This window comes from Stenotrophomonas sp. 78350_Sma, from assembly GCF_056482105.1.
Window position 1 is genome coordinate 2,442,765 of sequence record NZ_CM151182.1, and the last position, 23,570, is coordinate 2,466,334.

Consider the following 23,570-nt stretch of genomic DNA (forward strand, 5'->3'; position numbering starts at 1 on the left):
ACACTGGAGCGATGTTGACGCCCTCTTTCGTGCTGCTGGCCTGCATTGCGTGGACCGCACTGCTGTTTGGCGTGGCCCTGTGGGGCGAGCGCCGGGGGCATCGGCTTTCGAAGGCATGGCCGCTCATCTACGCGCTGTCCCTGGCGGTGCACTGCACCGCATGGACGTACTACGGCGCGGCGTCGCAGGGGCTGCAATGGGGCTTCCCCATTCCGCCTACCCTCGCTGGCATGGCGCTGATCTTCGCGTTCGGCCTGCCGTTCCTGCTCCGCCTGGGGCGGCTGGCCAAGCAGCACAACAGTGCCACCATCGCCGACCTGGTGGTCGCACGGCTGCGTGCGGATCGCGGCCTTGGCTTCACCATCACTCTGGTGGCGCTGTTCGGCATCATTCCCTACATCGCGCTTCAGCTGAGAGCGGTCAGCCAAGGGCTGGGGGCACTGTTGGGTGATCGTTTCACATCTGCCGACTGGCAGCTGGACATGTCGTTCTGGTTCGCATTGACGATGGCCACCTTCACCCTGCTGTTCGGTGCGCGCAAGGCATCGGCCACCGAACCGAACCGCGGCATCGTGGTCGCATTGGGTCTGGAGTCGGTACTGAAGCTGACCGCTCTGCTGGCCATTGGCCTTTATGCGGCGCTGTCCGTGCACAAGGCCGGCACGCCGCTGCTGGAAAAGATGGCGCAGCTGCCGCCACCGGCCATCGTGCCGGACTATCTCACCATGGTTGCGCTGGGTGCCATCTCTGCATTCACCCTGCCGCACCAGTTCCATGTCGGCGTGGTCGAGCTCCGCCAGACCTCGGACCTGAAGACGGCACGCTGGATGTTCCCCGTCTACCTGCTGCTGATCGGGCTGCCGTCGGTGCCGATGGCATTGGCCGGTGCGGCGCAGCTGCCGGCATCGGTATCCCCCGACCTGTATGTGCTGGCCCTGCCCCAGGCTGGCGGCCACCACCTGCTCGCACTGCTGGCCTACCTGGGCAGCCTGAGCGCGGCCACCGGCATGATGATCCTCTCGGGGCTGACCCTGTCGATCATGCTTGGCAACCATGGATTCGGATCGCACCTGCTCGGCAGCATCGGCGGCGTGGCCAATGCCGACCTGCGCCCGCGCGTTCTGGCGTTCCGACGTGCCGGCATCCTCGCCGTGTTCCTGATGGCGTGGCTGTACAGCCGCGCGATGAGCGATACCGAGGCACTCAGTGATTTCGGCCTGATGTCCTTCACCGCCCTCTCGCAGCTGGCACCGGCGGTGCTGCTGGCCGTGTACCGCCCACGCACGCCTTCCCCGGCCATCATGGCCGGCATCGTGCTGGGTTCGCTGGCCTGGCTGTGGCTGGTGTTGCTGCCGATGATGATCCCGGCCGCAACACCGTCGGCCAGTCCCGATGGACTGCACTGGCTGGCCGTGGTCTCGCTGCGCGTGCAACCCGGCCATATCGCGATCAGCATGGGGGCCAGCCTGGCGATCAATCTGCTGACGGTTGCCCTGGTGTCGAGGGCCGTGCGTCCGCCGCTACCCCGAAGGCGGGATGCGGTGGCTGCCGCTTCCCTGCGCAGGACCGCCGGTCGCTTCCTGGGCCAGGAGCGTGCGCGCCAGCTGCTGGAGGGCGACGCCGGGCAGATGCTGGATGATGACCGGGTTACCGCCGTCGAGCGTGAGCTGACGGCCGTGGTCGGCGCAGGCATGGCAAGGCTGCTGGTCGAAGCCGCACGCGAGGGTGGCGCCGCGCCGCTGGATGCGGTGACTCGCGCCGTTGGCGAAGCGACCCAGGTGCTGCGCTTCAACCAGCGCCTGCTGGAAGCCGCGCTGGAGAACATGAGCCAGGGCATCAGCGTGGTGGATGCACAGCTGCAGCTGGTGGCCTGGAACAGCCGCTACGCCGCGTTGTTCAGGTTCCCGCCGGAGCTGCTGCAGGTCGGACAGCCCGTGGTCAACCTCACGGCATGGGCGCTGGACCAGCTGAAGATCGGTGACAGCCCCGGTGACACACCCGACAAGGCGCTGCAGCGCCGCGTTGCACACATGCGGCGTGGCACACCTCACCTGTCCGAGCGGGTTTTCCCCGACGACACCATCGTCGAGATCCGCGGCAACCCGATGCCGGGTGGTGGGTATGTGGCCACCTTCACCGATGTCACGGCGTTCCGCAGGGCGGAAGATGCACTCAAGCGCAGCAATGAAACCCTCGAGCACCGCGTGCAGGACCGCACAGCCCGGCTGGAGCAGGCGGTGCAGGAAGCCGAGCGCGCCAATGCGGCCAAAACCCGCTTCCTGACTGCCGTGGGCCACGACCTGATCCAGCCGCTGCATGCGGCACAGCTGCTGACCGACGCGATGTCGCAGCACATCGAATCGGAGTTCCTCGACAGCTTCCTGCACCAGATCCGTGGCGCGCTGGATTCCACCGATGACCTGCTGTCCGGCCTGCTGGACATCTCTCGGCTGGAGGCCGGTGGGCTGGTGGCCGATCCTCGGCCGTTCGCGGTGTCGAACGTACTGGATCCGCTTGCACAGGAGTTCGCCGTGCTCGCGGCCGCCCGCGGCCTGCAGTTCGGCTATGTGCGAAGCCATGCCTGGGTTCACAGCGATCCACTGCTGCTGCGCCGGGTGCTGCAGAACTTCCTGGCCAATGCCATCCGCTACACCCGCCGTGGCGGCGTGCTGCTGGGGGTCCGCCGCCAGGGCCAGAGGCTGTCGATTGGCGTGCATGACACCGGCCCCGGCATTGCACCGGAGCAACAGGCGGTGGTCTTCGAAGAATTCCACCGGATCGATCGCAGCAATGGCCAGGGCCTGGGGCTTGGCCTGACCATCGCCCACCGCATCGCCGATCTGCTGCATGCACCCTTGCACCTGCGCAGCGTGCCCGGGCACGGCTCGGCCTTCTCGATCAGCGTGACCCGCGCTGAGCGTCCGGAAGCACCGCGCGGCGGGCCCATGGTCAATGGCAGCACCGCCCTCAAGGGCATCCGCGTGCTGGTGGTGGACAACGACCCGGTTGCGCTGGAGGCGATGCGGCAGCTGCTGCACTCCTGGGGATGTGATGTCATTGCGGCAACGGGCGCCGATGTGATCGGAGCATCAGCACATGAGGCCGCGCTGTGGCTGTTCGACTATCACCTGGACGACGGTGATACCGGTGTCGCGTTGTGGAAGCGGCTGTCGACCATGCATGGGCTGCGGCCGACGGTGATCCTCAGTGCGGACACCGGCAGCGCGACGCGCGATGCAGTGCGTGGCGCGGGGCTCTCATTGTTGAGCAAGCCGTTCAAGCCGCTTGCACTTCGCTGGGCGATCAACCACCTGCTGGCCGCGAGCACTGCGGCCACGCCCTGATCCATCAGGGCCCGGGCGCTTCTTCGATCTGCCGGGATGGATCGGCCAGTCCCATTTCGTGCAGCACGCGGATGGCCTGCGCGCGGTTGCGTACCCCCAGCCGCTCCATGATGCGTGTCATGTGCGCCTTGACCGTGCGCAGCTGCACACCCAGCCGGTCAGCAATCTGCTTGTTGAGCAGCCCTTCGGCCACCAGGCCCAGTACCTTGTACTGGTGAGCGGAAAGGCTGGCCAGGCGCGCGGCAAGATCGGCGTCCCTGCTGAACGGCGCAACGCGCGCCACCGGCTCCCGCAGCACGGCAGGAATCCAGCGTTCGCCCTCCAGTACCGACTGCAGCGCCGCCTGCAGCTCGTGCAGGCCCGAACTCTTGGGAAGATAAGCAGCCGCGCCGAGGTCGATGGCACGCCGGATCACCTGCGGTTCCTCATTGGCCGAGACGATGATGATCGCCAGCCCCGGCTGCAGCGCACGGATGGTCGCCAGGCCAGCAAGCCCGTGGTTGCCCGGCATGTGCAGGTCCAGCAGCATCAGGTCGATCGACTGGCTTTCCAGCGCATCGAGCACGCTGTCCAGCGAATCGGCTTCGCGGATCTGCAGGCCGGCGACCGCCTCTTCGGCCGCGCGATGCAGCGCCGCGCGGAACAAGGGATGGTCGTCGGCGATGAGCAGGGTCGGCATGTCCAGGCGAGATTAGCAAATCGGGTGCGCGCGGGAACAGGTACCTAGGTACGCTGGTACAGCAGGAAGGGCTTGCTAGTGTGGTGCGGAGAAGGCCGGCGACCGCAACGCCGCCCACGAGGAAATGCCATGTCATCCGCCCCCACTCCCGATGCCCATGCCTATCCACTGCTGATCAAGCAGCTGCTGCTGATGCCGCTGGCGGTGAGTCCTGAACAGGAAATCGTCCATGGCGACCAGGTCCGATTCAATTACCGCACCCTGCAGGTGCGCATCGGCCAGCTGGCGGGCCTGTTGACCTCGTTGGGAGTCGGCCACGGCGACACGGTGGCAGTGATGGACTGGGACAGCAACCGCTACCTGGAGGCCTATTTCGCGGTGCCGATGATCGGTGCGGTGCTGATGATGGTGAACGTGCGCCTGGCCCCCGAGCAGATCGCGTACACGCTGAACCACAGCGGCGCGCGGGTGATCCTGGCCAACCGCGAGTTCCTGCCGCTGCTGGACGCCATCGACGAGCAGCTGCCGGACCTGCGCACGCGCATCCTGCTGGACGATGCCGGTGGCCCGCTGCCGCCAGGCTTCGCCACCGAGTACGAAGCGGGCCTGCGTGATGCCACGCCGGTCGTCCGCTTCCCGGACTTCGACGAGAATGCCCGTGCCACGGTGTTCTACACCACGGGAACCACCGGGCAGCCCAAGGGCGTCTGTTTCAGCCACCGGCAACTGGTGCTGCATTCGCTGGCGGCGATGGCCGCGCTCGGCGGCGCACCCCGCCAGGGACGCCTGCATCGCGACGATGTCTACATGCCGATCACCCCGATGTTCCATGTGCACGCGTGGGGCCTGCCCTATGTGGCAACCGCGATGGGCATCAAGCAGGTCTATCCGGGGCGCTACCTGCCGGCCAGCCTGCTGGCACTGATCGCCCGCGAGAAGGTGACCTTCTCGCATTGCGTGCCAACCATCCTGCACATGCTGCTGGAGCACCCGGACGCGGCGCAGACCGACCTCGAGGGCTGGAAGGTGATCATCGGCGGTGCCGCCCTGCCCCGTGCACTGGCGCAGCGTGCACTGGCACGGGGCATCGACATCTTCGGCGGCTATGGCATGTCCGAGACCTGCCCGCTGCTCACCATCGCCCAGATCGATGTGGAAAACGTGACCGATGCCGATGAGGTGCTGTCACTGCGGACCAAGGCCGGCCTGCCGGTGCCGCTGGTGGACCTGCGCATCGTCGATCCGGACATGGCGGATGTTGCCCACGACGGCATCGCCACCGGGGAAGTCGTGGCGCGCGCACCCTGGCTCACCCAGGGCTACCTGCATGATCCGGAGGCCTCGGCGTCGCTGTGGGCCGGTGGCTACCTGCATACCGGTGACATCGGCAACATCGATGAGGGCGGCTACCTGCGCGTGACCGACCGCATCAAGGATGTGATCAAGACCGGTGGCGAGTGGATTTCCTCGCTCGCGCTGGAAGACATCATCGCGCTGCATCCGGCGGTCAGCGAGGTCGCGGTGATCGGTATCGCTGATGCGAAATGGGGTGAACGGCCGCTGCCACTGGTGGTCAGGCAGGCCGGCCGTGACGTGTCAGAAGCGGAGATCATCGAACTGGTCGCAACGCGCAGCCGTTCCGGAGACATCTCACGCTATGCGATACCGGACCGCGTGAGCTTCGTGGATGCGATCGAGCGGACCAGCGTGGGCAAGATCAACAAGAAGAAGCTGCGCACCCTGCATGATCCGGGCCCCGGCACCGGCGGGGGCTGACGCCCCTGCCGGCACCGCTCAAGCGCGCGACGCCCCGACCTGCAGCAGCTGCACCCAGCTCTGGAATCCCTCCAGGAACCGCAGCAGGCGCTTGCGCGTCGCCGCGTCGAAATCTTCCGCGTCATTGTCGTAGGCGACCGCCGCTTCGGCCACATAGAGCTGTGGCGAGGCCATGGTCAATGCACCCATGGCGGTCAGTGTATGGCGCAGCTGCGACTGCGCGAGTTTGGTGCCCCAGTGACCCGGCGTGGCGCCGATGATCGCCACCGGCTTGGCCGAAAGGACCGTGCGGTACTCGGCATCGTCGCGGGACAGCCAATCGAGCGTGTTCTTGAGTACACCGGGCAGTGACTGGCTGTACTCCGGCGTGGCGATCAGCACGCCGTCAGCGGCTGCAATGGCCGCGCGCAGGCGCTTGACCCCGGCAGGGCCGGTCGGGTCGGCGGCTTCCAGGTCTTCGTCGAACAGCGGAATATCGGCAATGGTGTCATGCACGGTCAGCAGCAGGCCCGGAGGCGCGGCGCCTGCCGCCGCCCTGACCAGGCGCCGGTTGTAACTGTTGCCACGCAGGCTGCCGGAAAACGCCAGGATGTTCAGCGGTGGAGGGTTGTCGGACATGCGGGTTTCCTCGGATGCGTCAGGGCGGGATCACGGGCCAGACGCCGACAGCACGGGTGGGCCATGGCCAGACTGGATTGCAGAGGATCACGGCTCCGGCGACGTAGTGCCTTCGTCCTTGCTACTCCCTCTTCCAGGGCGAACAAGGCGCGGCGGGGCAGTCGAGCACGTGCCACTGCCCCCGTTGCGGCCCATGCCCAGCCACACCGTACGCCTACTGCACGGGCTGGCTGGCTTCAGTGATGGACACAGGTCGTGCCATGCTGTCGAACGTATTGACCTTCCAGATATAGCGTACGCCATCCTGCTCGATGACCTTCTGCAACAACGGTATCTGCTTGGCTGCGATGATTCCACTTGCACGCTGATATGCCGGTCGCCCGGCCAACGCCGGATAGCTCCCGGAAGCGTCAAGCTGATAGCTGAGGGTGGTTGCGCGGCCCGGCTGGACCGATGAAAGCAGATAGCCTTCGTCCACATTGAATCGATTGCCAAAGGTGTGCCGGGTGGTGACACCCTCTGCATCCTTGACGTCCACCCACTTCGTGGCCGGCGAATTCGCCTGGCACGGTTCCTTGCTGCCGTCGGCATAGCACCCGTTGGCCGGGCCGTAGCTGTAGGCCCACGTATAAGGCTGGTCGATGCCCGGCCCGGTGACTGTCTTGGAAACCAGCGACCACGTGTAGTACTTGGCGGGCGTGTATTCGATCGAGTCAAGGAAACCGCTACCCGTGCTGTCGGGCATATTGCAGCCATAACGCGCCCACGAGCGGCCATGCAGCGTCGGCTCAAACCGATACTTCGCCACTGCGCCACTGGGATGGCGGATCGAACCGGAATGGCCGTAGGTCACCACACCCGGATTCCGGCAGAAACCCCGCTCTGCGGGGACGGCACCGGCACCCATGGTGCCTACATTGAACCCCGTACTCTGCCAGTAGGACTGGTCTGGGAAGGTGACCTTGTAGCCACCCACGACAGTACCGTAGGTCCACGTCCTCCCGCCCGCACGGACCGCGCTCACTTCGCTTGGCAGCGTGCTGGGCGATCCAGCCGTCCACTCGAGATCGACGATGCGGCCGTCGTTGGCTGCGATGCGCAGCAACTGCCGTGGATTTGCCGGATCCCACGTGTAGGTCACCGAATTACCAGACCGGTCTCGGGCACTGGTCGGAAGAATATGGAACTCCTGCCGGAAAAGAACGAACTCGAACTCCGTAACCGAGCCGAAGTTTCCCCGCGAGTATCCCTTCTTGATCAATGGCGGTCCGCTACCAAGGCTGGCCATATGATTGAGCGTGTAGGTGATACCGGCAGGCGTCGTGACTTCGAAGCCTTCACCCGCCCCATCGTCCATGGCGACGCAGCGGATGACATTGCCGCTCTTGGTTCGCATCGGGTAGGCATGGCCTGTACTTGGCACGGGCCATTCGTTGCTTTGCACGAGTAGATCCTCGTCACCGGTCTCTGGCAGGTAGAGCTGCGTTCCATGCCAGAACTCGTCGGAGTTGAAGTACTCGGTGAATGTCCCCGGCCCTGTCGGCGTCTGTGCCTTCACCGTGACGATCTCGGTTGGAGGCGGGGTGAACTTCGAACAGCGGTTGAGCGGCTCGGCCACCACGTAGTTCTTCCACCCACCCTGGGTGCTGAACGTTCCATACACCCTGGGCAGGGCCAGGTCCCACACCCCGAACATGCCCAATCCCTGCCGCCCTTGCGCACCTGCCACCAAGCGCCGCTTGATGCTCACCTCCAGCGCACTGTTGCCCGGCAGGTCGACGTCCGTCTGCAGAAATTCCACCGAGCCGGTAAACAGCCCGATCTTTTCCCCGAACATATCTCCGGTATCCAGCTGCAGAATCTGCCCGCGGGCATTCAGCGCCGCCGCGTAATCCTCCATCACCGTCGAGCCACGGTTGGCGCTCGACGCAGGCAGGGCCGTGATACACAGCAGCGCAGCTGCCGCAATCCTTGCGTACATGATGTCCCCCTCGTAGACGAAGCAGAGCTTACTTCGCGCTCGTCGGCACCCGCAAGGATGATTCCCCGCACGTCACAGCATCCTGAACCACCACGGCGGCTCTGGGAACGCCGTCACTCAGATTCGCGTCGTGGCCATGAACCGTTGGCGGTCCTGCTGCGTGCGGCGACGGATCTCCTCCAGCACGTCCTGGGCGCGCTGCTGCTGGGGCGCGACGGCACGCGGACGCAGGCACCACCGCGCCGGCTGCGAAAGGCAACGGCAGGATCGACATCGCGCGTTGAAGCGCAGTACGAGGCAGTCCGCACATCCGAGGGCTCCTTCGGTCAGTAGAGCTGCAGCGGTTGCCGGGCGCATTGCGGGTTGGATGCAGCTGCCGGTGAAAAGGTTCAATGCGCCAGAACCGCTTCACCGATACGCCGCTGGGACCGGTTCATCGTCCGCGGATCCACGCTTCAAGTGCCGCGGTATCCCGCATGTCGCCGTCATAGCGACGATCCGGAACGTGCGGCTCATTCGAACCACGCACCCGACCTCGAAAGACCTTCATCGGCACGGAGATCCTTGCCAGGCCACCCGGCAGCCGCTCCGGCCTGACATCCATGTAGAGGCTGTCGGCCGAGGTTTCGACGCCTACCTGCATCGCGCCCAGCCGCTTCCACAGATCCAGTGCATCGAGGCAGGCCGAGCCGCAGGACGCATCGGCCACGATCACCACCCTGCCCCTGCGTCCGGCTCCGGCCTGCTCTGCCTGCGCTACCGTGGCGGGCGGATCATTGGCGGGTTCCCGCCACAATGGTTGACCCTGCTCCCTCGCCTGCGCCATCCCTTCGGTCACGGTCCCCAGCATGCGAAGCAGTGCCGGTGATGCATCAGGCGCCTGCTTCAGCTTCTCCAGAAAGCCACGCAGCTGGGCGATGTTGGGCTCGGACGGCCGCCACTCCACCCAGCTGTCGTCACGCAATGTGTCCACAGCCCTGGCCCCCCAGATCAAGCGCGCCAGCACGATGCTCCAGTGCGACGAACCACCGGTGTTGCCGCGCACATCAAGCACGACCAGGGGGGCGTTCTGCAATGCGTCGGCTGCAGTAGTGAGTTGCTGCAGCAGCCGGGTCAGCTGCCGGAAATTGTCCGCTGCGGGATCGGCGTTGAAGCTGCTGGTGGTGATCCAGTAGCCTGCGCCGCGCAACACGTGCCAGCCATTGGCTGGGCGGAAGGAGCGCCGTGTATCGTCCAGGCGCGCCTTCCGCGCTTCCGGCTCCAGCGGTTTCCACTGCAGCAGATAGGCCGTGTCACGTGCATCAGCCCGGAAGGTGCACTCGTGTAGCGCCGGCACGAAGGGATTGCCCTGTTCAAGCAGCACCTCACCGCCATCATGGATGCGGCTGGCCTGCAGGTTCCAGCGCCCGCTGAAGTCACCCACCCGGCGTGCAGCCAGCGTCTGCGCATCGATGCCGTCACAGGAAAGCAATCGAGCCCCCAGCGGCGGATGGCCCGGACCACCGTCGACGGTCATGACCACCTGCGCATCGCCGTCGAAGCCGGTCAGGAACCCGGGCCACTGCGTCGGAAGATCGGGCGCGTCGGCAAGCGCGTTGAGGCTGACGTGGCCGTCGTTGAAGGAGGCCGCGTAACCCTTCATGGCCCACCAGTAGCCCGCGAAGCTGTCGACTTTGGCCGCGCGCGAGCGGGCAAGTGCCGAGGCAGCCTCCAGCTGCGGAAGGAAACCGGGATTCCGCAGATCCACGGCGCCCGGATGACTACCGCGCATGGCCGCGTCGGCAGCGTCCAGATCCTTCGACAGCGTGTCCGACCAGGCGATCGGCGCACCCTGTGCGGTGGGCGCCGCAAGCACCGCACCGAGCAGCAGCCCTGCAATGACCATGGATTCATCCCTTTCCCGGACCAAACGCCAGTCTCGCAGTTTTCCAGCCTGGCGTACCGCGCCCGCCGCAACGGGCGCGGCCTTCCATCAATGCAGCGGCACCTTCAGCACCGAAGGCGCGTTGGCTGGCGAACTGAAGGTCACCGTGCCTCCCAACTGGCTGATACCCGAGTAGCGCAGATCCACCGTATCAACCACCAGGGTCAGGCGGCTGCCAGCCGGAATGTTCCAGCTGCTCGCTTCCAGGCGCAGGTCCAGCGTCTTCGGCTGGCCCGGCGTGACACCGCGCAGCGTGTAAGGCTTGTGGCTGATCAGCTGGCCATTGCCCAGCACATCCTCGGCATACAGGTAGGCATACAGCGTGGTGTTGGCGCGGCTGGGCGTGACGGTCAAGCGCACCTCCGGCGCGCCGTCCAGGCGTCGTGCACTCCACTGGACCGGCCCTTGCCAGACGCCTGCGGCGTTGCGGCCCACGAACGGAACATAGGCGCCTGGCGGCAGATTGATCATCTGCAGCGCGCCGGAGGCCATCGCCACACCAGAATTGGCAGCGGTCAACAGGCCACTGCCGATACGGTAGTTCCAGCCGGTGCTGCTTCCACTTTCGGCCAGGGCTCCGGTGGGCAGCAGCAGCCCTTTGGGTGCGGTCAGCGCATAGCTAATGGCGCCGGCATTGGTCGCCTGCCAGTTCGGATACGTGCTCCAGCTCCCCTTCTGTGACTTCAGCTGCACCGCAGGCTGCCGGTCGATGCCATTGGCTTCACCCTTGAGGTAGTGGTCGAACCAGTCGCCAACCGAGTCGTAGACCTCGTTGGGAATGCCCAGTGCGCCAAAGGCTTCGTTGAGCGCGTGGTCGCCATGGCGCAGCTGCAGCTGCTTGGGGCCCTTCAGGCGGTTGAAGAAGTCCACCAGCTGGCCCGGCGGGAACAGGCTGTCGTTGAAGGCGTTGGCCAGGAACACCGCCGGCTGGTTGGCGTTGATCTCATCAATGCTGGCCCCGGGGCTGCGCTGCGCCGCCACAGGCAACAGTGAGTCCACCGCCCCCTGGTAGTTGCCCACCAGCACATTGCGGTTGATGGTGGCCAGTTCCGTTCCCGGACGGCCGGTGGCCAGGCCAGCGGCCACCAGCAGCGCGATGCCCTGTGCGCTGGGGGTGTCGTTGCTGTACAGCGAGGCCTGGAGATCGGCCCAGCCACTCAGTGCCGCCACCGCCTTGATGCGCGGGTCGCGTGCCGCGGCCAGCAGGCTGGTCCCGGCGCCGTACGAGATGCCCGAGACGCCGACTCGCGTGGGATCGGCCCGGGTGTTGTCCAGCGCCCAGTCGATCAGGGCGCTGACATCCTCGACCGTGGCCGGCCCGGCGATGTCGATGCTGCCGCCCGATTCCCAGAAGCCACGCGAGCTGTAGCTGATGACCACGTAGCCACGGCGCGCCAACGACTGTGCCACCCCCACGTACTCCACGCTGGGCACCGCCCAGCTGCTGGGCATCACCAGCAGCGGGTAGCGGCCATTGCCCGCGTCCTGCGGTTCGATGACGAAGGCCCCGAGAGGCGTTCCATCCCAGCTGGGAATGGTGCGATGGGTGGTCTTGACCGTCGCCGCCCAGGCGGTGGGCGCCAGCCCGGTCAGCAGGATCAACAGCAGCAATACCTTGCGCATCGTCGTCTCTCCCCGTCGGTGGTGGTGCAACGGGTCGGACCGTACCAGTGCGAATGGTGGCTGGCACCTTGCGACGCAGCAAAGTGGTGGTTGCGTCGCGCCTACTATTGGAACAGGACCATGACGGCTCCTTCCCGAGAATGGAGGGCGTCACCGAGCCCCCCCCCCAGCTGCGGCGCCGAGACGCGGCGACTGGAAAGCCCTGTTCGTGCAGCCGACCGGAACGGCCCCCACACGAGGCGGTGCCTGGTCGTTGGGTTTCAATGGCGCGGACGAGCCGGGCTCTCAAGGAGAGAGCCGCAGTAGCGACCATGGACTGCGGCCCTCCAGTACAGCGCACCCGGCGGAAGCCCACGTCAAAAGACAGAGCAGTTGACCTTGTGTTCCACTGCTGACGTTTGCACGCCGGACGCGTCCTTCAGTGAACTCCGCAGGATAGCGGTCATGGGCGGGCTATCCCACCACAGCCCATCGATGAGCTGACACGCCCACGCGTAGACAAACGGCGTCTGGATCTTCTCAGGGAACTCGAACGACCACGTCCCGCAGGGCTGTGATGGAAGGCAGTTGACAGACGTGATGGAGAGCGTCAGGGGAAATTTGGGTTTACCCCGAAAATCGATCGCCACGGGAATGTCCGCCGCATAGCGCCCTGATACTTCGTCGATTTTCTCGATCTCGAACGATTCGGTAAGTACCGCCAGGCCCAAGGAGGAGATGCGCTCGATGGGCATGTAGAACAGATCATTCCTGTATGGCGTTCCTGGTTCTCCGCGTCCGTGGACGATGCCCGCCGCTGCATTGCCGACGAATACCGGACCGCCGCTGTCGCCGCCCACTGACATTGCTTCGCCGGTCGTGCTGCTGGCGCGGATGTAGTTGCCGATCACGTTGTTGTGGATCGAATGCGAGTTCTTGTCGATAATCGTGCCGCACATGTAATGGCCCGCATATCCGCTCTTGCAGATGGATGCGCCCACAGGAAGCGAAGCAGATGCCAAGGTGCTGGTGATGTCCACTGTCGACGTCGGTCCGGCAACCAGCTCGATCTGGTTCTTCTGGACCTGGCGTGCACCCGAACTCGGCTCCTTGTGCCACTGCACATCGAAGTCCCCCTGGTTGTTCTCGGCCTGGAATACAAGTGGTGCGGACAGGCCGACGTAGGCCACCGCATTGTCACAATGACCGGCAGTTGTAACGCCGAGCTCGTGATCGGCATCGAAGACGTTGAAGCCCGTGGTGCAGTCCTGCGCAGGCCCGTTGATCCGGTGCCCTCCGGAAATGGCAGTGGTTTCCACGAAGCCGGCAGTTGGCAGTATCTCGACGAAATCAACGGCACGCAGCAAATGCCGCATTGCGCGGGCTGCGCTGTCAACATTCTTGACGTGGAATGTAACCATCGATCGCTTGATATCGATCCCTGACAGAAATTCGATGCCTGCGGAGCGCAACTGCGCGTCTCCTTCATCTTGCACCGCGAGCATCATCTCCAGTGATTGAGGGGCGATCTCTGCCTTATAGCGTAGATCCGTAGTGAAACCCTGCAGCGTGTGTGCAGGCGTGGACGTGAACTTCACCACCACGCGGAAATCGGGCATATGCTCGATGTAAAGGCCCGCGAACGTATCTGGATGCAGGGTCTGCAACTGTCTTTCGAGCTGCCCCGCCATCACCGTGGCCGACTGTCGCTGGGCCGCCTCTCTTTCTGTCACGCCATACGCGCGCGAATAGGAGTAGGTCGATGGGTTGATGTTGCCGGTTGTCGCAGACACCGAAAAGGCCAGGGGCAGAAGAAGCACTCCCGCCACTCCCTGCATTCTCCTCCAACGTTGCTTGCGCATTACCCCGCTCCTTGTTCTCTGAAAGGTGGACTTCCTCTTCATGCCCGTGTTGCCGGGCCAGAATTCATGTGAAGAAAGCGATCGGGTACGTCAACGGGATACGTTGACTAACATGCCGGCGATGAGTGGATTCGTGCTCAAGCACCACTGCATCGACAGGGCCTTGCAGGTTTCCAGCTGAGCAGGCTCTTTCCGCCGGCGAAGGCCGGAGAGAGCCGGGCTGGACGATGTGACCGGGCGAACGCGGTCATGCGCACCGCCTGATGGGGCCTGTGCACGAGAGAAGCTGAAAGGAATCCGGCCAGCGCCACCCGGGACAGTGGCCGCGACACGGCATACGACGCGATTTTCGAACTGCGCGCATCTCCAATCTCCCTCCTTGGATGCACCTGGTCCCGCTTGCGCGGTCCATTCGTGCTGGAAGCCCGGCGTCCTTGGGCGAAGCTTAGCCTGAACACATCAGTGGAAATGCGACATCAATTCCAGATTGGTGACAGCTCGAATTCCGCTTGAAGAAGGCAATCGACGGCGTACTGCGAGACCATCTGCACCTAGCACGCGTACGTTGCACCCACGCGCCGCGTGATCTGACATCTCTCCAGTGCTTGCGGGCGGTCACAGCTTCGTCTTTTCCTCGTTGACCAAAAGACGACAGCTTGTGACGCTTACGGCACCGCAGGGCCTCCGCAGCCCAACAACGCGGTCACGTCCCACCGCAATCGCCGCACCCGACTCCGCACCGTCTCCCCATGACCGGCCCTGCCCGGGCCGAGGCGGACGGCTGCGCCCTGAACTTTCTGCTGGAGAACCGCAATGCGCCTTGCAAGCTTCTTCTTCGCGTTCGTCCTCAGTGCTTTCGCCGGCGCTGCCCAGGCCCAGGTCGTCACCCTCAACAAGGGCGGCTTCGTGCTCACCTATGACTGCAGCATCCACAGCGCCACCCGCTACGAGTACACGCTCACCGCCGATACCGGTTCCGCCGCACGGCCGTCCAGTTTCTACAAGGACCCGGACCTGCCGGCAGGCTGCCTCGGCCAGGCCAGTACCGCCTCCTACGCCAGCATCAAGTCCGGTTATGACCGTGGCCATCTGGTCACGTCCAACCACATGGATTACAACGCGACCTACATCCGCCGCGCCAACTACATGACCAACATCGTTCCGCAGGTGTCCAGCTTCAACCAGGGCATCTGGGTGAAGGCCGAGAACGTGGCCGAGTGCTACCGCGACATCGCGCCGGTGGACGTCTACGGTGGCGTGGTCTACGGCGATGCGGCCAACGACTATTTCCTGGCCAGCCACGGCATCCCGACGCCGGAGTTCTTCTGGAAGACGATCATCACCCGCGACCCGAATACGGGAACCGCCAAGGCGATCAGCTGGATCATCCCCAACGAGGCCAACCTGGGCAGCCTGGACAACTACCTGGTGACGATTGCCGATCTGGAGGAGCTGCTGGGCGCCAGCTACGTGGCGATCAACGCACCGGCCTCGCTGAAGAGCATGCTACCGGCCACCACCTGGCCGCAGCCGGCCGGGTGTGACCTGGGCTGATCGGCGGGCAGAGGAACGTCACGATGCCTGTACGCGCAGCCATCGTGGCGCCAGCACTCTGATCAGCAGGAGCTGCACTGCAGCGCCGACGACGGTGGCAACGACAAGCCCGCGACCTATCGTCGGCGCCCCAGCGGACAGCGCTCGCAGCAGATAAGCCATGCTGGCCAGGATGATCAGCAGCGTCGTGGCAAGCAGGATCAGCGACACCCCCATCCTGCGCGCCATCGATACGGGTTCTGGCGACGGCGCACTGGCCCACAGGCCGACAAACGTGGCCAGCGCGCAGGCGATCAGCAGGATCAGGCTCGCAATCTGCAGCTGCGCGGCGCCGTCGGCAACGGGCATGATGAACTCGCCTGGCGAGAATCCCACCGGCAGCTGCGCCACCAGGATGGGGAGCAGGCAGCTGCCGGCCACCAGCGTCACTACGCCGGCGATGCTGGCACTGATGAGATGATGGTGCCTGCCCTCGGCACGTACGCGCCGCTGCATCAGCAGCGCTGGCACCAATGCCAGCAGCGTGAGAAGCAGTGCATGCGCAAGCATGCCCAGACTGATGGCGGCGACGCTGTAGACGGGAAACTGCGCCTGCGCCAGTGGAATGCGTATCGCGCGATCCAGCACGATCAGCAACCCGAAAAAGGCGACCGAAGCGATCAGCGGGTGCCGGATCCGTAGCGCGCCGCGACGCCCGAACAGCAGCATCGACACCAGTACCGCCGCTCCGGCGAAGAGACTCAGCCTGAAACCGAGCTCCGCCAGCGCGTAGCCGATTTCACGTGAGGCCTCGGGCGGCCCCAGGTGGTACCCGAGTTCGACCAGGCGGAGGGCTACGGGCAGATGCAGGCAGAGCACGTACAGCTTGGCGGCCATCGCGAACTGGATGGGGTACGCACTGAAGAATGATCGCAATCGGTTCAAGGCGTATTCCCGTGCAGGCGCTGGGCGGGGTGGCCCGGCAGTCTAGCGTTCCTGTGGCCCGCGTGCCCTGCCCGTCCCGCTATGGGAAAATAGCGGGCACGTCGCCCCTTTGGCTGTTCCCGGAGTAGTAGATGTCCCGTTTCCCCTTCGATGCCGTGCTGTTCGACTGCGACGGCGTACTGGTCGATTCCGAGCCGCTGGTGGCCCGTGTGCTCTCGGAAATGCTGACCGCACGCGGCTGGCCGCTGACCCCGGCGCAGGCGGGTGAGGTTTTCCTGGGCCAATCCGTGGCCCATCTGGCCGGGCTGATCGCAGAACGCACCGGCAAGCCGTTCACCGAGCAATGGCTGGAGGAATTCCGCCAGCAGCGCAACCGTGCGCTGGAGCAGGACCTTGAGGCGATCCAGGGGGCACCCGAGGCCGTGCGTGCGATTGCCGCGGCCACCGGCGGGCGGATTGCCTGCGCTTCCGGTGCCGACCTGTTCAAGGTGAGGCTGCAGCTGGGCAAGGTCGGCATCCTCGATGCCTTCGGCGACCACGTCTTCAGCGGCCAGGACATGCCGCGGACCAAACCCCACCCGGACGTGTATCTGGCCGCTGCCGCTGCACTGGGCGTGGACCCGGCCCGCTGTGCGGTGATCGAAGACACGGTCACCGGCGCAACCGCCGGCGTCGCGGCGGGTGCGACCGTGTTTGGTTTCAGCGAGGGCGGCCCGCACCACAGCACGCCGGAAGCCCTGCGTGCTGCGGGTGCGAAGGTGATCTTCCAGCGCATGGACCAGCTGCCCGCATTGCTTGCGGCCTACGCCGCCGACGCAGCCGCCTGAGGCAGCCTCAGCCCGCAGCGCCCAGCGCGGCGTTGCGGCGCTTCCCGGCGTAGTGCAGCACGAACAGGTACAGGCCGGTGAACAGCTGCAGGAACAGTGGCGGCAGCGGCGAATAGGTGATCCACGCTGCAGGCTCGCCCTGCCCCAGCCCGCGAACGGCGAAGTTGGCAATCACCGCCAGGGTGAAGACGATCGAGGTCCAGCGATGCACGGGCCGCGCCCAGCCACCCCGGTTCATTGCCGGCGCCTCGCTTGGGAGCGGGCTTCGATCATCTTCCAGCCATTGCCGGAGGGGTCACGGAATCCGGCATCGACGGCGCCGTAGCGTTCGACCGGCTCCTGGGTGAACTCCACGCCCTGCGCCAGCCATTGCGTGTAGCGCGCCTGGCAATCGTCCACGGCCAGCACCAGCGGCGGCATTGCGCCCTTGGCCACCAGCTGCTGCAGCGCCTGCGCGGTGGCGGCATCGTGGGTGGGCGGACCGGGCACGAACAGGCCCAGCTGGAATCCGTCCTGGCCGGGGCTGCGTACCGTCAGCCAGCGGTAGCTGCCATTGCGCACGTCGGTGTGCACTTCAAAGCCGAGCGTGCCGACGTAGAACGCGAGTGCTTCATCCTGGTCGCGCACATACAGGCCGACCGTGTTCACAGTGTTTGTCATGGGACCTCCCTCAGGTGGGATCCACGTTAGCAACCGCCTCACGGCGCCGCTTCTCCAAAACTGCGATGTTCAGGTCCGGTCGCTGCGCGGCACGTGCGTGGCACTCCGGCACGCTGGCCGGCGTCGCCTGGCCCGAGCGCTCGCGCCCGCGCACATTGCCCGGGCTGTCGCCGGTGATGTCACGGAAGATGCGGCCAAAGGTGCCCAGGCTGCTCCAGCCGGTCTGCGCGGCGATCTCGGTGACCGGCAGGTCGGTGTCACGCAGCATCGCCACGGCCCGTTCGATGCGGCGGCTGAGCAGGTAGCGGTGCGGCGGCAGCCCGAATGCCTGCTTGAATGAACGCGCGAAATGCGCCGGCGACACTGCGCTGACCTCCGCCAGGCGGGCCACCGGCCAGTCCTCGTGACTGGCGTGGTCCATCCGGTCCTTGGCGCGCAGCAGGCGCCGCAGCAGTTCGGGGCTCTGGTTCATGGCGTCACCGTGCGCGCCAGATGATGTCGCGCCGCATGCCTGGCCTGCGCGGCCTGCTCGCCCAGCCAGTCACCGAATGCAATGACTTTGGCGCTGCGGCTGCGCGCCGTCGGTGCCACGAACCAGAAACCACGCCCGTCGCTCGCCACCCCCGGATGTGCCTGCACAAGGCGCCCGCTGTCCAGTTCGGCCTGGAACAGGATCGGCGAGCCGATGGCGATGCCCTGCCCGGCAATGGCAGCACCGACGTCCAGATGCTCCATCGCAAAGGGGGTGACGAAACTCTCCTTGGGCGGCGGCGGAACAGCGCCATGTGCGGAAAACCACAATGCCCACCAGTCGGGCCTGCCGAGCAGCGGAACTTCCAACGCCCGGCGACCGAGTCCGTCTGCCGCCGGCAGCAGCGCCGGCGCACACAACGGTGTGAACACACTGGGAAACAAGGGAGTTGCCTGAAGACCTGGCCATTCGCCCTGGCCATTGCGGATGGCGGCATCGAAGTGACCGGCGGCCAGGTCCTGCGGCTCTGCCGACAGGTCCAGCTCCAGCACGAACTGCCGGTGGCGGGCGCGGAACGTGCCCAGCCGCGGCGTCAACCAGCTGGTGCCCAGCGTTGGCAGCACGGACAGGCGCAGTCGCGCCGCATCCACCTCAGCGGCGCGCATGAAGCTGGCGCGCAGTGCATCGAATGCCCGGGTGGCCTCCTGGGCGACGCTGGCACCTGCCACCGTCAGTTCCACGTGCTGTGCGTGGCGCACGAACAGGCAGGTCCCGGTCTGGGCCTCCAGCCGCCGCACGTGGTAGCTCACCGATGCCGCACTGGTGTCGAGCTCTTCGCCGGCACGCGCGAAGCTGCCCAGCCGCGCCGCCGCCTCGAAGGCGCGGATGGCGGCAAGCGATGGCAGCTGGCGTTGGGTGACCATAAGTGTGACTTAGCCTGAGCCCCGATATCTGCGTGGTCAATCCCCCTCCTGTCCGCAACGATGGAGGCACCTTCGACAGGGGATCACGCACATGGATCGACGGCAGTTCCTGGCCACCCTGGCCGCCGCGGCGGCGTCCACTGCCCTGCCCTCCGGGTGGGCCCTGGCCAGCCACGGCGAAGACTGGAAATGGTTGCAGGGCAACTGGCAGGTCCGGCACCAACGCCTGAAGGAGCGCCTGGTGGGCGACACCCGTTGGGAAGCCTTCACCGGCGCCAGCGCGGTCTGGCTCACCCTGGGCGGACTGGGCACCATCGACGACAACGTCATGGCGCTGCCTTCTGGCCCCTACAGGGGCCTGGGCGTGCGTGCATTTGATCCAGTGTCTTCCACGTGGTCGATCTGGTGGATCGATGGCCGCAACCCTGCCCATATCGAAGCGCCCGTGCGCGGCGTCTTCGAAGGCAATGGCGGCAGCTTCCGCGGTCGCGATGACTTCAAGGGACGCCCCATCGAGGTCTGGTTCCGCTGGCATGACATCCATGGCGAGGAGCCGTGGTGGGAGCAGGCGTTCTCCGACGATGCCGGTGCGCACTGGGAAGTGAACTGGCGCAACGGGTTCCGCCGCACTGCGGTGGCCCCCTCTCCGCTTCCGAAGCTGCCGGATGCACCGGGCGATTTTGATTTCCTGGTGGGCCATTGGAACGTGCGCCATCGCCGCCTGCGCGCTCGGCTGGCAGGCAGCGATGCATGGGACGCGTTCAACGGCACCCTGCACAACTGGCCGGTACTGGGGGGATTCGGCAACGTGGGTGACAACCTGATGGACGTGCCTGGAGCACCGCTGCGCGGCATGGGCATCCGCGCCTGGAATGCGGCGGAGCAGCACTGGTTGAGCTGGTGGCTGGATGGCCGGGAGCCGACCCGGATCGGCGCGCCACTGCGCGGTGGTTTCCAGGCCGGTGTCGGCCGCTTCTTCGGCGAAGACCAGCACGACGGTCGAACAATCCAGACACGGGTGATCTGGTCACGCGTCACCCCGCGTTCGGCGCGCTGGGAACAGGCGGCTTCGATTGATGGTGGGCGCAGCTGGGAAACCAACTGGGTCAGCGACTTCGAGCGACAGGCATGAAGGCGCTGTTGGCTGTGATGCTGCTGGTTGCTGCGTCGCCTCCCGTGCCTCCATCCAAGGTGCTGCAGATCGTCGGCCCCGCCGAACGCTTTGCCCCGGGCGTTGCATCCACGCAGTACGACGAGATTCGACTGACCTTGAGCCCGGACGGAAGAACCGCACTGTGGTTCAGCCGCAACCGGCCCGGCGGTCCGGGTGGGTATGACATCTGGGTCTCCCGCAACGATGGACAGCGCTGGCGGCCGGCGACGCCGGTGCCGTTCAACACGCCGGGGCGCGACTTCGATCCCGCCTTTTCCGCCGATGGCCGCGTGGTGTATTTCTGTTCGGATCGCGCAGGCGGCCAGGGCGGCGACGATCTGTATCGGGTCAGCATGGGGAGCGACGGTCGATTCGGGGAGCCAGTCAATCTTGGCCCCGCAGTGAACAGCGCGGCCGATGAGTTCGCGCCGATGCTCTCGCCGGACGCAGCCACGCTGCTGTTCTCCAGCGATCGCACAGGCGGTGCGGGTGGCCATGACCTCTACGTCGCAGCGATGGTGCGTGGCATGGCGCAGCCGGCACGGCCGCTGGCGGGAGACCTCAATACCGCAGCGCAGGAGTTCGATGCCACTTTCCTGGGCGACGGCCGGACGCTGGTGTTTGCCCGCGCTCTGGACTTCGGCAGTGCACCGGTGCGCCAGTTCATTGCCTACGAGCATGGAGGCCGTTACGACGCGGGCCATGCATTGCCCGCCCCCTTGAACGATCCCTCCCGCGACAGCTACGGCGCGATGCTGGATGGCTCGCAACCCGACACCATGACCTATTCAGCGCGCCGCGCGGACGGTGCAGGGTTGGACCTGTACCGCATCCGCTACCGGATGATGCGTCCTTGAAGGCAGATGTTGTCGAATTTCGGTGCCCCGGTTCGTCGAGAGGATGAAACCCCAGGAGAAAATGCAGATGCCCTCCCACCAGTCCCTTGCCTGCGCCTGCGGCCAGGTCCGCCTGACCACCACCGGCAGTCCCATCGCCACCGTCGAATGCTGCTGCGACAGCTGCCGCAGGGCCGGCGCTCAGCTGCAGGCGATGCCTGGCGCACCGCAGGTGCTGGGGCCTCAAGGCCAGACGCATTTCGTAATGCAGCGCAAGGATCGCGTCAGCATCGATGCCGGGCATTCCATGCTGCGTGCGTTGCGGTTGTCCAGCAGGGGCGGCAGCCGCCGCGTTGTGGCGGGCTGCTGCAATACACCGCTCTTCCTGGAGTTCAGCGGTGGCCATTGGTTGAGCCTGTACGGCCTGTTGTGGCCGGCCTCGATACGCCCCGCCGTCGAAATGCGGACGATGGTCAGTGATCTTCCTGACGCGTCTGTCCTTCCCGACGATGTGCCGAACCTGGAGACCCGGTCGCTGCGGTTCTATGCCCGGTTGATGAAGGCGTGGATCGCCATGGGCTTCCGCAGCCCACGCATCGAAGTCACGGGAGATACCCATGTCTGAGCCCGAGCGGATCGAGATCGAGAGCATCGCCACGCCCGGGCACTTCCAGCGCGTGGATCGTGCCAAGTATCTCGCCATGCGCCATGCCTTGCTGCGGGCCCTGCCTGCGCAAGCGCCGGGCCTGACCGTTGCGCAGGCAAAACAGGCACTGCTGCCACATCTGCCCGCCGCCCTGTTCCCGGCTGGTGCCACCGCCGGCTGGTGGTTGAAGGCCGTGCAGCTGGACCTGGAAGCCAAGGGCGTGATCGAGCGCGTCGCGGGCAGGCCGTTGCGCCTGTTCAAGCACCTCGCGGCCGGCTGATCAGCGCTGCGCAGGCAGCTCCAGCCGGTGCTTGCGGCACAGCCGGTACACCGTCACCCTCGAAATCTGCATCTGCCGTGCACACTCGGAGACGTTGTAGCCGGTCTGGCGCAGGGTCTGAAGCAGCACATCACGTTCGGCCTGGCCACGCGCATCATGCAGCATCGCGCCGGGCAGGACCGGCACCGGCGCGCCCAGTTCCAGGTCCCGCTCGCTGATCAGCTCGCCTTCGGCCATGATCGCAGCGCGCTGCACCCGGTTGAGCAGTTCACGGACATTGCCTGGCCAGTCGAAGCGGCGCATCGCCTGGATCGCCGCCGGTGAGAAGCCGCGTGCGCGTACCGTGTGGCGCAACCGGAAGCAGCGCAGGAAGTGCTCGGCCAGCAGCTGAACATCGGCACCACGTTCGCGCAGCGGCGGCATCAGCAGGCGCAGGACGTTGAGGCGGTAGTAGAGGTCACTGCGGAAACGGCCGTGGGCCACGGCATGCTCCAGCTCGACATGGGTTGCGGCAAGCACCCGCACGTCGGCGCGCAACGGCTGGCTGCTGCCGACCCGCTCGAAGGTACCTTCCTGAAGCACCCGCAGCAGGCTTGTCTGGGCCTCCGCCGGCAGATCGCCCACCTCATCGAGGAACACGGTGCCGCCCTGGGCCGTTTCAAACACGCCGATCTGGCGCTTGTCGGCACCGGTGAACGAGCCGCGCTCGTGTCCGAACAGCTCCGACTGCACGAGGTTGGCTGGGATCGCACCGCAGTTGACGGCAATGAATGGCCTGCCCGCGCGCCCGGACAACGCATGCAGCGCGTGTGCGGCCAACTCCTTGCCAGTGCCGGTCTCACCTGTGACCAGCACCGGCAACTCCACCGGAGCGAACTTGTGCAGCACCGTGCGCACTGCATGCAGCGCGGGGCTCTCGCCGATCAATGAACGCGGCCCTTGCCCATTGCACGCGCCATCAACAGAGGGTTCATCCGCATCGAACTGCTGGCGCATCGCACTGACCAGGTCCTGCAGGCCGAACGGGAGCGTGAAGCGCGCCAGGCAGAACTGCAGCAGCGGCAGCCATGCCATTGGCGTGGCGCCTGCGCCGGGTGGCAGCACTGCCAGCCAGGGCAGATGCTGGTGCTGTTCGATCCACGGCATCAGCAGCTGCAGCGCCTGCGCATCCATATGGCGTAGATCGACCACTGCGAGCAGCCGATCGCGCCCACGCAGGCCAATGGCCATGCCGGGATCGGGATGGATGCTGCGTACATACCAGCCTGCGGCCGCCAGCGCGCTTCGCTCGCTTGCCAGCGGTTCGCCGAACCAGAGTACGCAGCGCGATGTTGAAGCCTCCGGGACCGCCGCCATGCTTCCCCCAGCATCCGGACACCGTCGGCGGACTGTCAGGCCATCACCGGCGTGCCGCCCCCCGCCGGGACTTCTTCGGCCACCGGGGCGGCCTTTGATGGGCGGATCCTAGCGCTGCGCTAAACGGCAGCGCAATGAGCAGCGCGTCAAGAA

At 65.9% G+C, this 23,570-nt stretch carries 20 protein-coding genes; 8 read left to right on the forward strand and 12 right to left on the reverse strand.

Annotated elements, in window-relative coordinates:
- Positions 1 to 11: 11 nt before the first annotated feature.
- Positions 12 to 3,344 (forward strand): hybrid sensor histidine kinase/response regulator, encoded by a 3,333-nt coding sequence (locus ACZK4H_RS11390; protein WP_099552152.1) that lies wholly within the window; start codon positions 12 to 14, stop codon positions 3,342 to 3,344.
- A 4-nt stretch (positions 3,345 to 3,348) separates the two neighbouring features.
- Here the strand turns inward: ACZK4H_RS11390 and ACZK4H_RS11395 are convergent, their stop codons facing one another.
- The gene (locus tag ACZK4H_RS11395; RefSeq protein ID WP_099552151.1) at positions 3,349 to 4,023 is read right to left on the reverse strand and encodes a response regulator transcription factor; all 675 of its coding nucleotides are present in this window, start codon (positions 4,021 to 4,023) and stop codon (positions 3,349 to 3,351) included.
- A gap of 129 nt (positions 4,024 to 4,152) precedes the next feature.
- On the opposite strand from ACZK4H_RS11395, the gene ACZK4H_RS11400 reads away from it, so the two are divergent.
- Positions 4,153 to 5,799, forward strand: a complete 1,647-nt coding sequence (locus tag ACZK4H_RS11400; protein WP_099552150.1) for a fatty acid--CoA ligase — start codon at positions 4,153 to 4,155, stop codon at positions 5,797 to 5,799.
- A gap of 18 nt (positions 5,800 to 5,817) precedes the next feature.
- Here ACZK4H_RS11400 and ACZK4H_RS11405 read toward each other — a convergent pair whose 3' ends face one another.
- From ACZK4H_RS11405 to ACZK4H_RS11425, 5 genes are all read right to left on the reverse strand, one after another.
- Positions 5,818 to 6,417, reverse strand: a complete 600-nt coding sequence (locus ACZK4H_RS11405; RefSeq protein WP_099552149.1) for an NADPH-dependent FMN reductase — start codon at positions 6,415 to 6,417, stop codon at positions 5,818 to 5,820.
- A gap of 214 nt (positions 6,418 to 6,631) precedes the next feature.
- A complete protein-coding gene (locus ACZK4H_RS11410; RefSeq protein ID WP_099552148.1) occupies positions 6,632 to 8,398 on the reverse strand; it encodes a wall associated protein in 1,767 nt (588 codons plus the stop codon).
- Between the two features lie 433 nt (positions 8,399 to 8,831).
- Positions 8,832 to 10,283, reverse strand: a complete 1,452-nt coding sequence (locus ACZK4H_RS11415; protein ID WP_099552146.1) for a S41 family peptidase — start codon at positions 10,281 to 10,283, stop codon at positions 8,832 to 8,834.
- An 87-nt stretch (positions 10,284 to 10,370) separates the two neighbouring features.
- Entirely contained in the window at positions 10,371 to 11,945 is a 1,575-nt protein-coding gene (locus tag ACZK4H_RS11420; RefSeq protein WP_099552145.1) for a S15 peptidase family protein, read from the reverse strand.
- A gap of 356 nt (positions 11,946 to 12,301) precedes the next feature.
- A complete protein-coding gene (locus ACZK4H_RS11425; RefSeq protein WP_099552144.1) occupies positions 12,302 to 13,786 on the reverse strand; it encodes a S1 family peptidase in 1,485 nt (494 codons plus the stop codon).
- Between the two features lie 813 nt (positions 13,787 to 14,599).
- Here ACZK4H_RS11425 and ACZK4H_RS11430 point away from each other — a divergent pair.
- Entirely contained in the window at positions 14,600 to 15,340 is a 741-nt protein-coding gene (locus ACZK4H_RS11430; RefSeq protein WP_099552143.1) for a DNA/RNA non-specific endonuclease, read from the forward strand.
- An 18-nt stretch (positions 15,341 to 15,358) separates the two neighbouring features.
- Here ACZK4H_RS11430 and ACZK4H_RS11435 read toward each other — a convergent pair whose 3' ends face one another.
- Entirely contained in the window at positions 15,359 to 16,216 is an 858-nt protein-coding gene (locus tag ACZK4H_RS11435; RefSeq protein ID WP_279947797.1) for a hypothetical protein, read from the reverse strand.
- Between the two features lie 179 nt (positions 16,217 to 16,395).
- Here ACZK4H_RS11435 and ACZK4H_RS11440 point away from each other — a divergent pair, with 179 nt between their 5' ends.
- Positions 16,396 to 17,091, forward strand: coding sequence for an HAD family hydrolase (locus ACZK4H_RS11440; RefSeq protein ID WP_099552142.1), 696 nt, complete (start codon positions 16,396 to 16,398; stop codon positions 17,089 to 17,091).
- A 7-nt stretch (positions 17,092 to 17,098) separates the two neighbouring features.
- On the opposite strand, the gene ACZK4H_RS11445 is transcribed toward ACZK4H_RS11440, so the two are convergent.
- The 4 genes from ACZK4H_RS11445 to ACZK4H_RS11460 are packed head-to-tail and all read right to left on the reverse strand — an operon-like array spanning position 17,099 to position 19,146.
- A complete protein-coding gene (locus tag ACZK4H_RS11445) occupies positions 17,099 to 17,329 on the reverse strand; it encodes a hypothetical protein (RefSeq protein ID WP_099552141.1) in 231 nt (76 codons plus the stop codon).
- Positions 17,326 to 17,751: a VOC family protein gene (locus ACZK4H_RS11450; protein WP_099552140.1), complete on the reverse strand. Its 426-nt coding sequence runs from the start codon at positions 17,749 to 17,751 to the stop codon at positions 17,326 to 17,328. Before ACZK4H_RS11450 ends, ACZK4H_RS11445 begins: the two co-directional genes overlap by 4 nt.
- Before the next feature lie 10 nt (positions 17,752 to 17,761).
- The gene (locus tag ACZK4H_RS11455) at positions 17,762 to 18,223 is read right to left on the reverse strand and encodes a helix-turn-helix domain-containing protein (RefSeq protein ID WP_099552139.1); all 462 of its coding nucleotides are present in this window, start codon (positions 18,221 to 18,223) and stop codon (positions 17,762 to 17,764) included.
- On the reverse strand, positions 18,220 to 19,146 hold the full coding sequence (locus ACZK4H_RS11460) for a LysR substrate-binding domain-containing protein (protein WP_099552138.1): 927 nt from the start codon (positions 19,144 to 19,146) through the stop codon (positions 18,220 to 18,222). Before ACZK4H_RS11460 ends, ACZK4H_RS11455 begins: the two co-directional genes overlap by 4 nt.
- Before the next feature lie 91 nt (positions 19,147 to 19,237).
- On the opposite strand from ACZK4H_RS11460, the gene ACZK4H_RS11465 reads away from it, so the two are divergent.
- From ACZK4H_RS11465 to ACZK4H_RS11480, 4 genes are all read left to right on the forward strand, one after another.
- Positions 19,238 to 20,278, forward strand: coding sequence for a hypothetical protein (locus ACZK4H_RS11465; RefSeq protein WP_099552137.1), 1,041 nt, complete (start codon positions 19,238 to 19,240; stop codon positions 20,276 to 20,278).
- A complete protein-coding gene (locus tag ACZK4H_RS11470; protein WP_099552136.1) occupies positions 20,275 to 21,156 on the forward strand; it encodes a TolB family protein in 882 nt (293 codons plus the stop codon). The genes ACZK4H_RS11465 and ACZK4H_RS11470 overlap by 4 nt, the downstream gene beginning before the upstream one ends.
- Positions 21,157 to 21,217: 61 nt before the next feature.
- Positions 21,218 to 21,760 (forward strand): GFA family protein, encoded by a 543-nt coding sequence (locus ACZK4H_RS11475; protein WP_099552286.1) that lies wholly within the window; start codon positions 21,218 to 21,220, stop codon positions 21,758 to 21,760.
- Positions 21,753 to 22,061, forward strand: coding sequence for a DUF6958 family protein (locus ACZK4H_RS11480; protein WP_099552135.1), 309 nt, complete (start codon positions 21,753 to 21,755; stop codon positions 22,059 to 22,061). Before ACZK4H_RS11475 ends, ACZK4H_RS11480 begins: the two co-directional genes overlap by 8 nt.
- On the opposite strand, the gene ACZK4H_RS11485 is transcribed toward ACZK4H_RS11480, so the two are convergent.
- A complete protein-coding gene (locus tag ACZK4H_RS11485; protein ID WP_099552134.1) occupies positions 22,062 to 23,417 on the reverse strand; it encodes a sigma-54 dependent transcriptional regulator in 1,356 nt (451 codons plus the stop codon).
- Between the last annotated feature and the right edge of the window lie 153 nt (positions 23,418 to 23,570).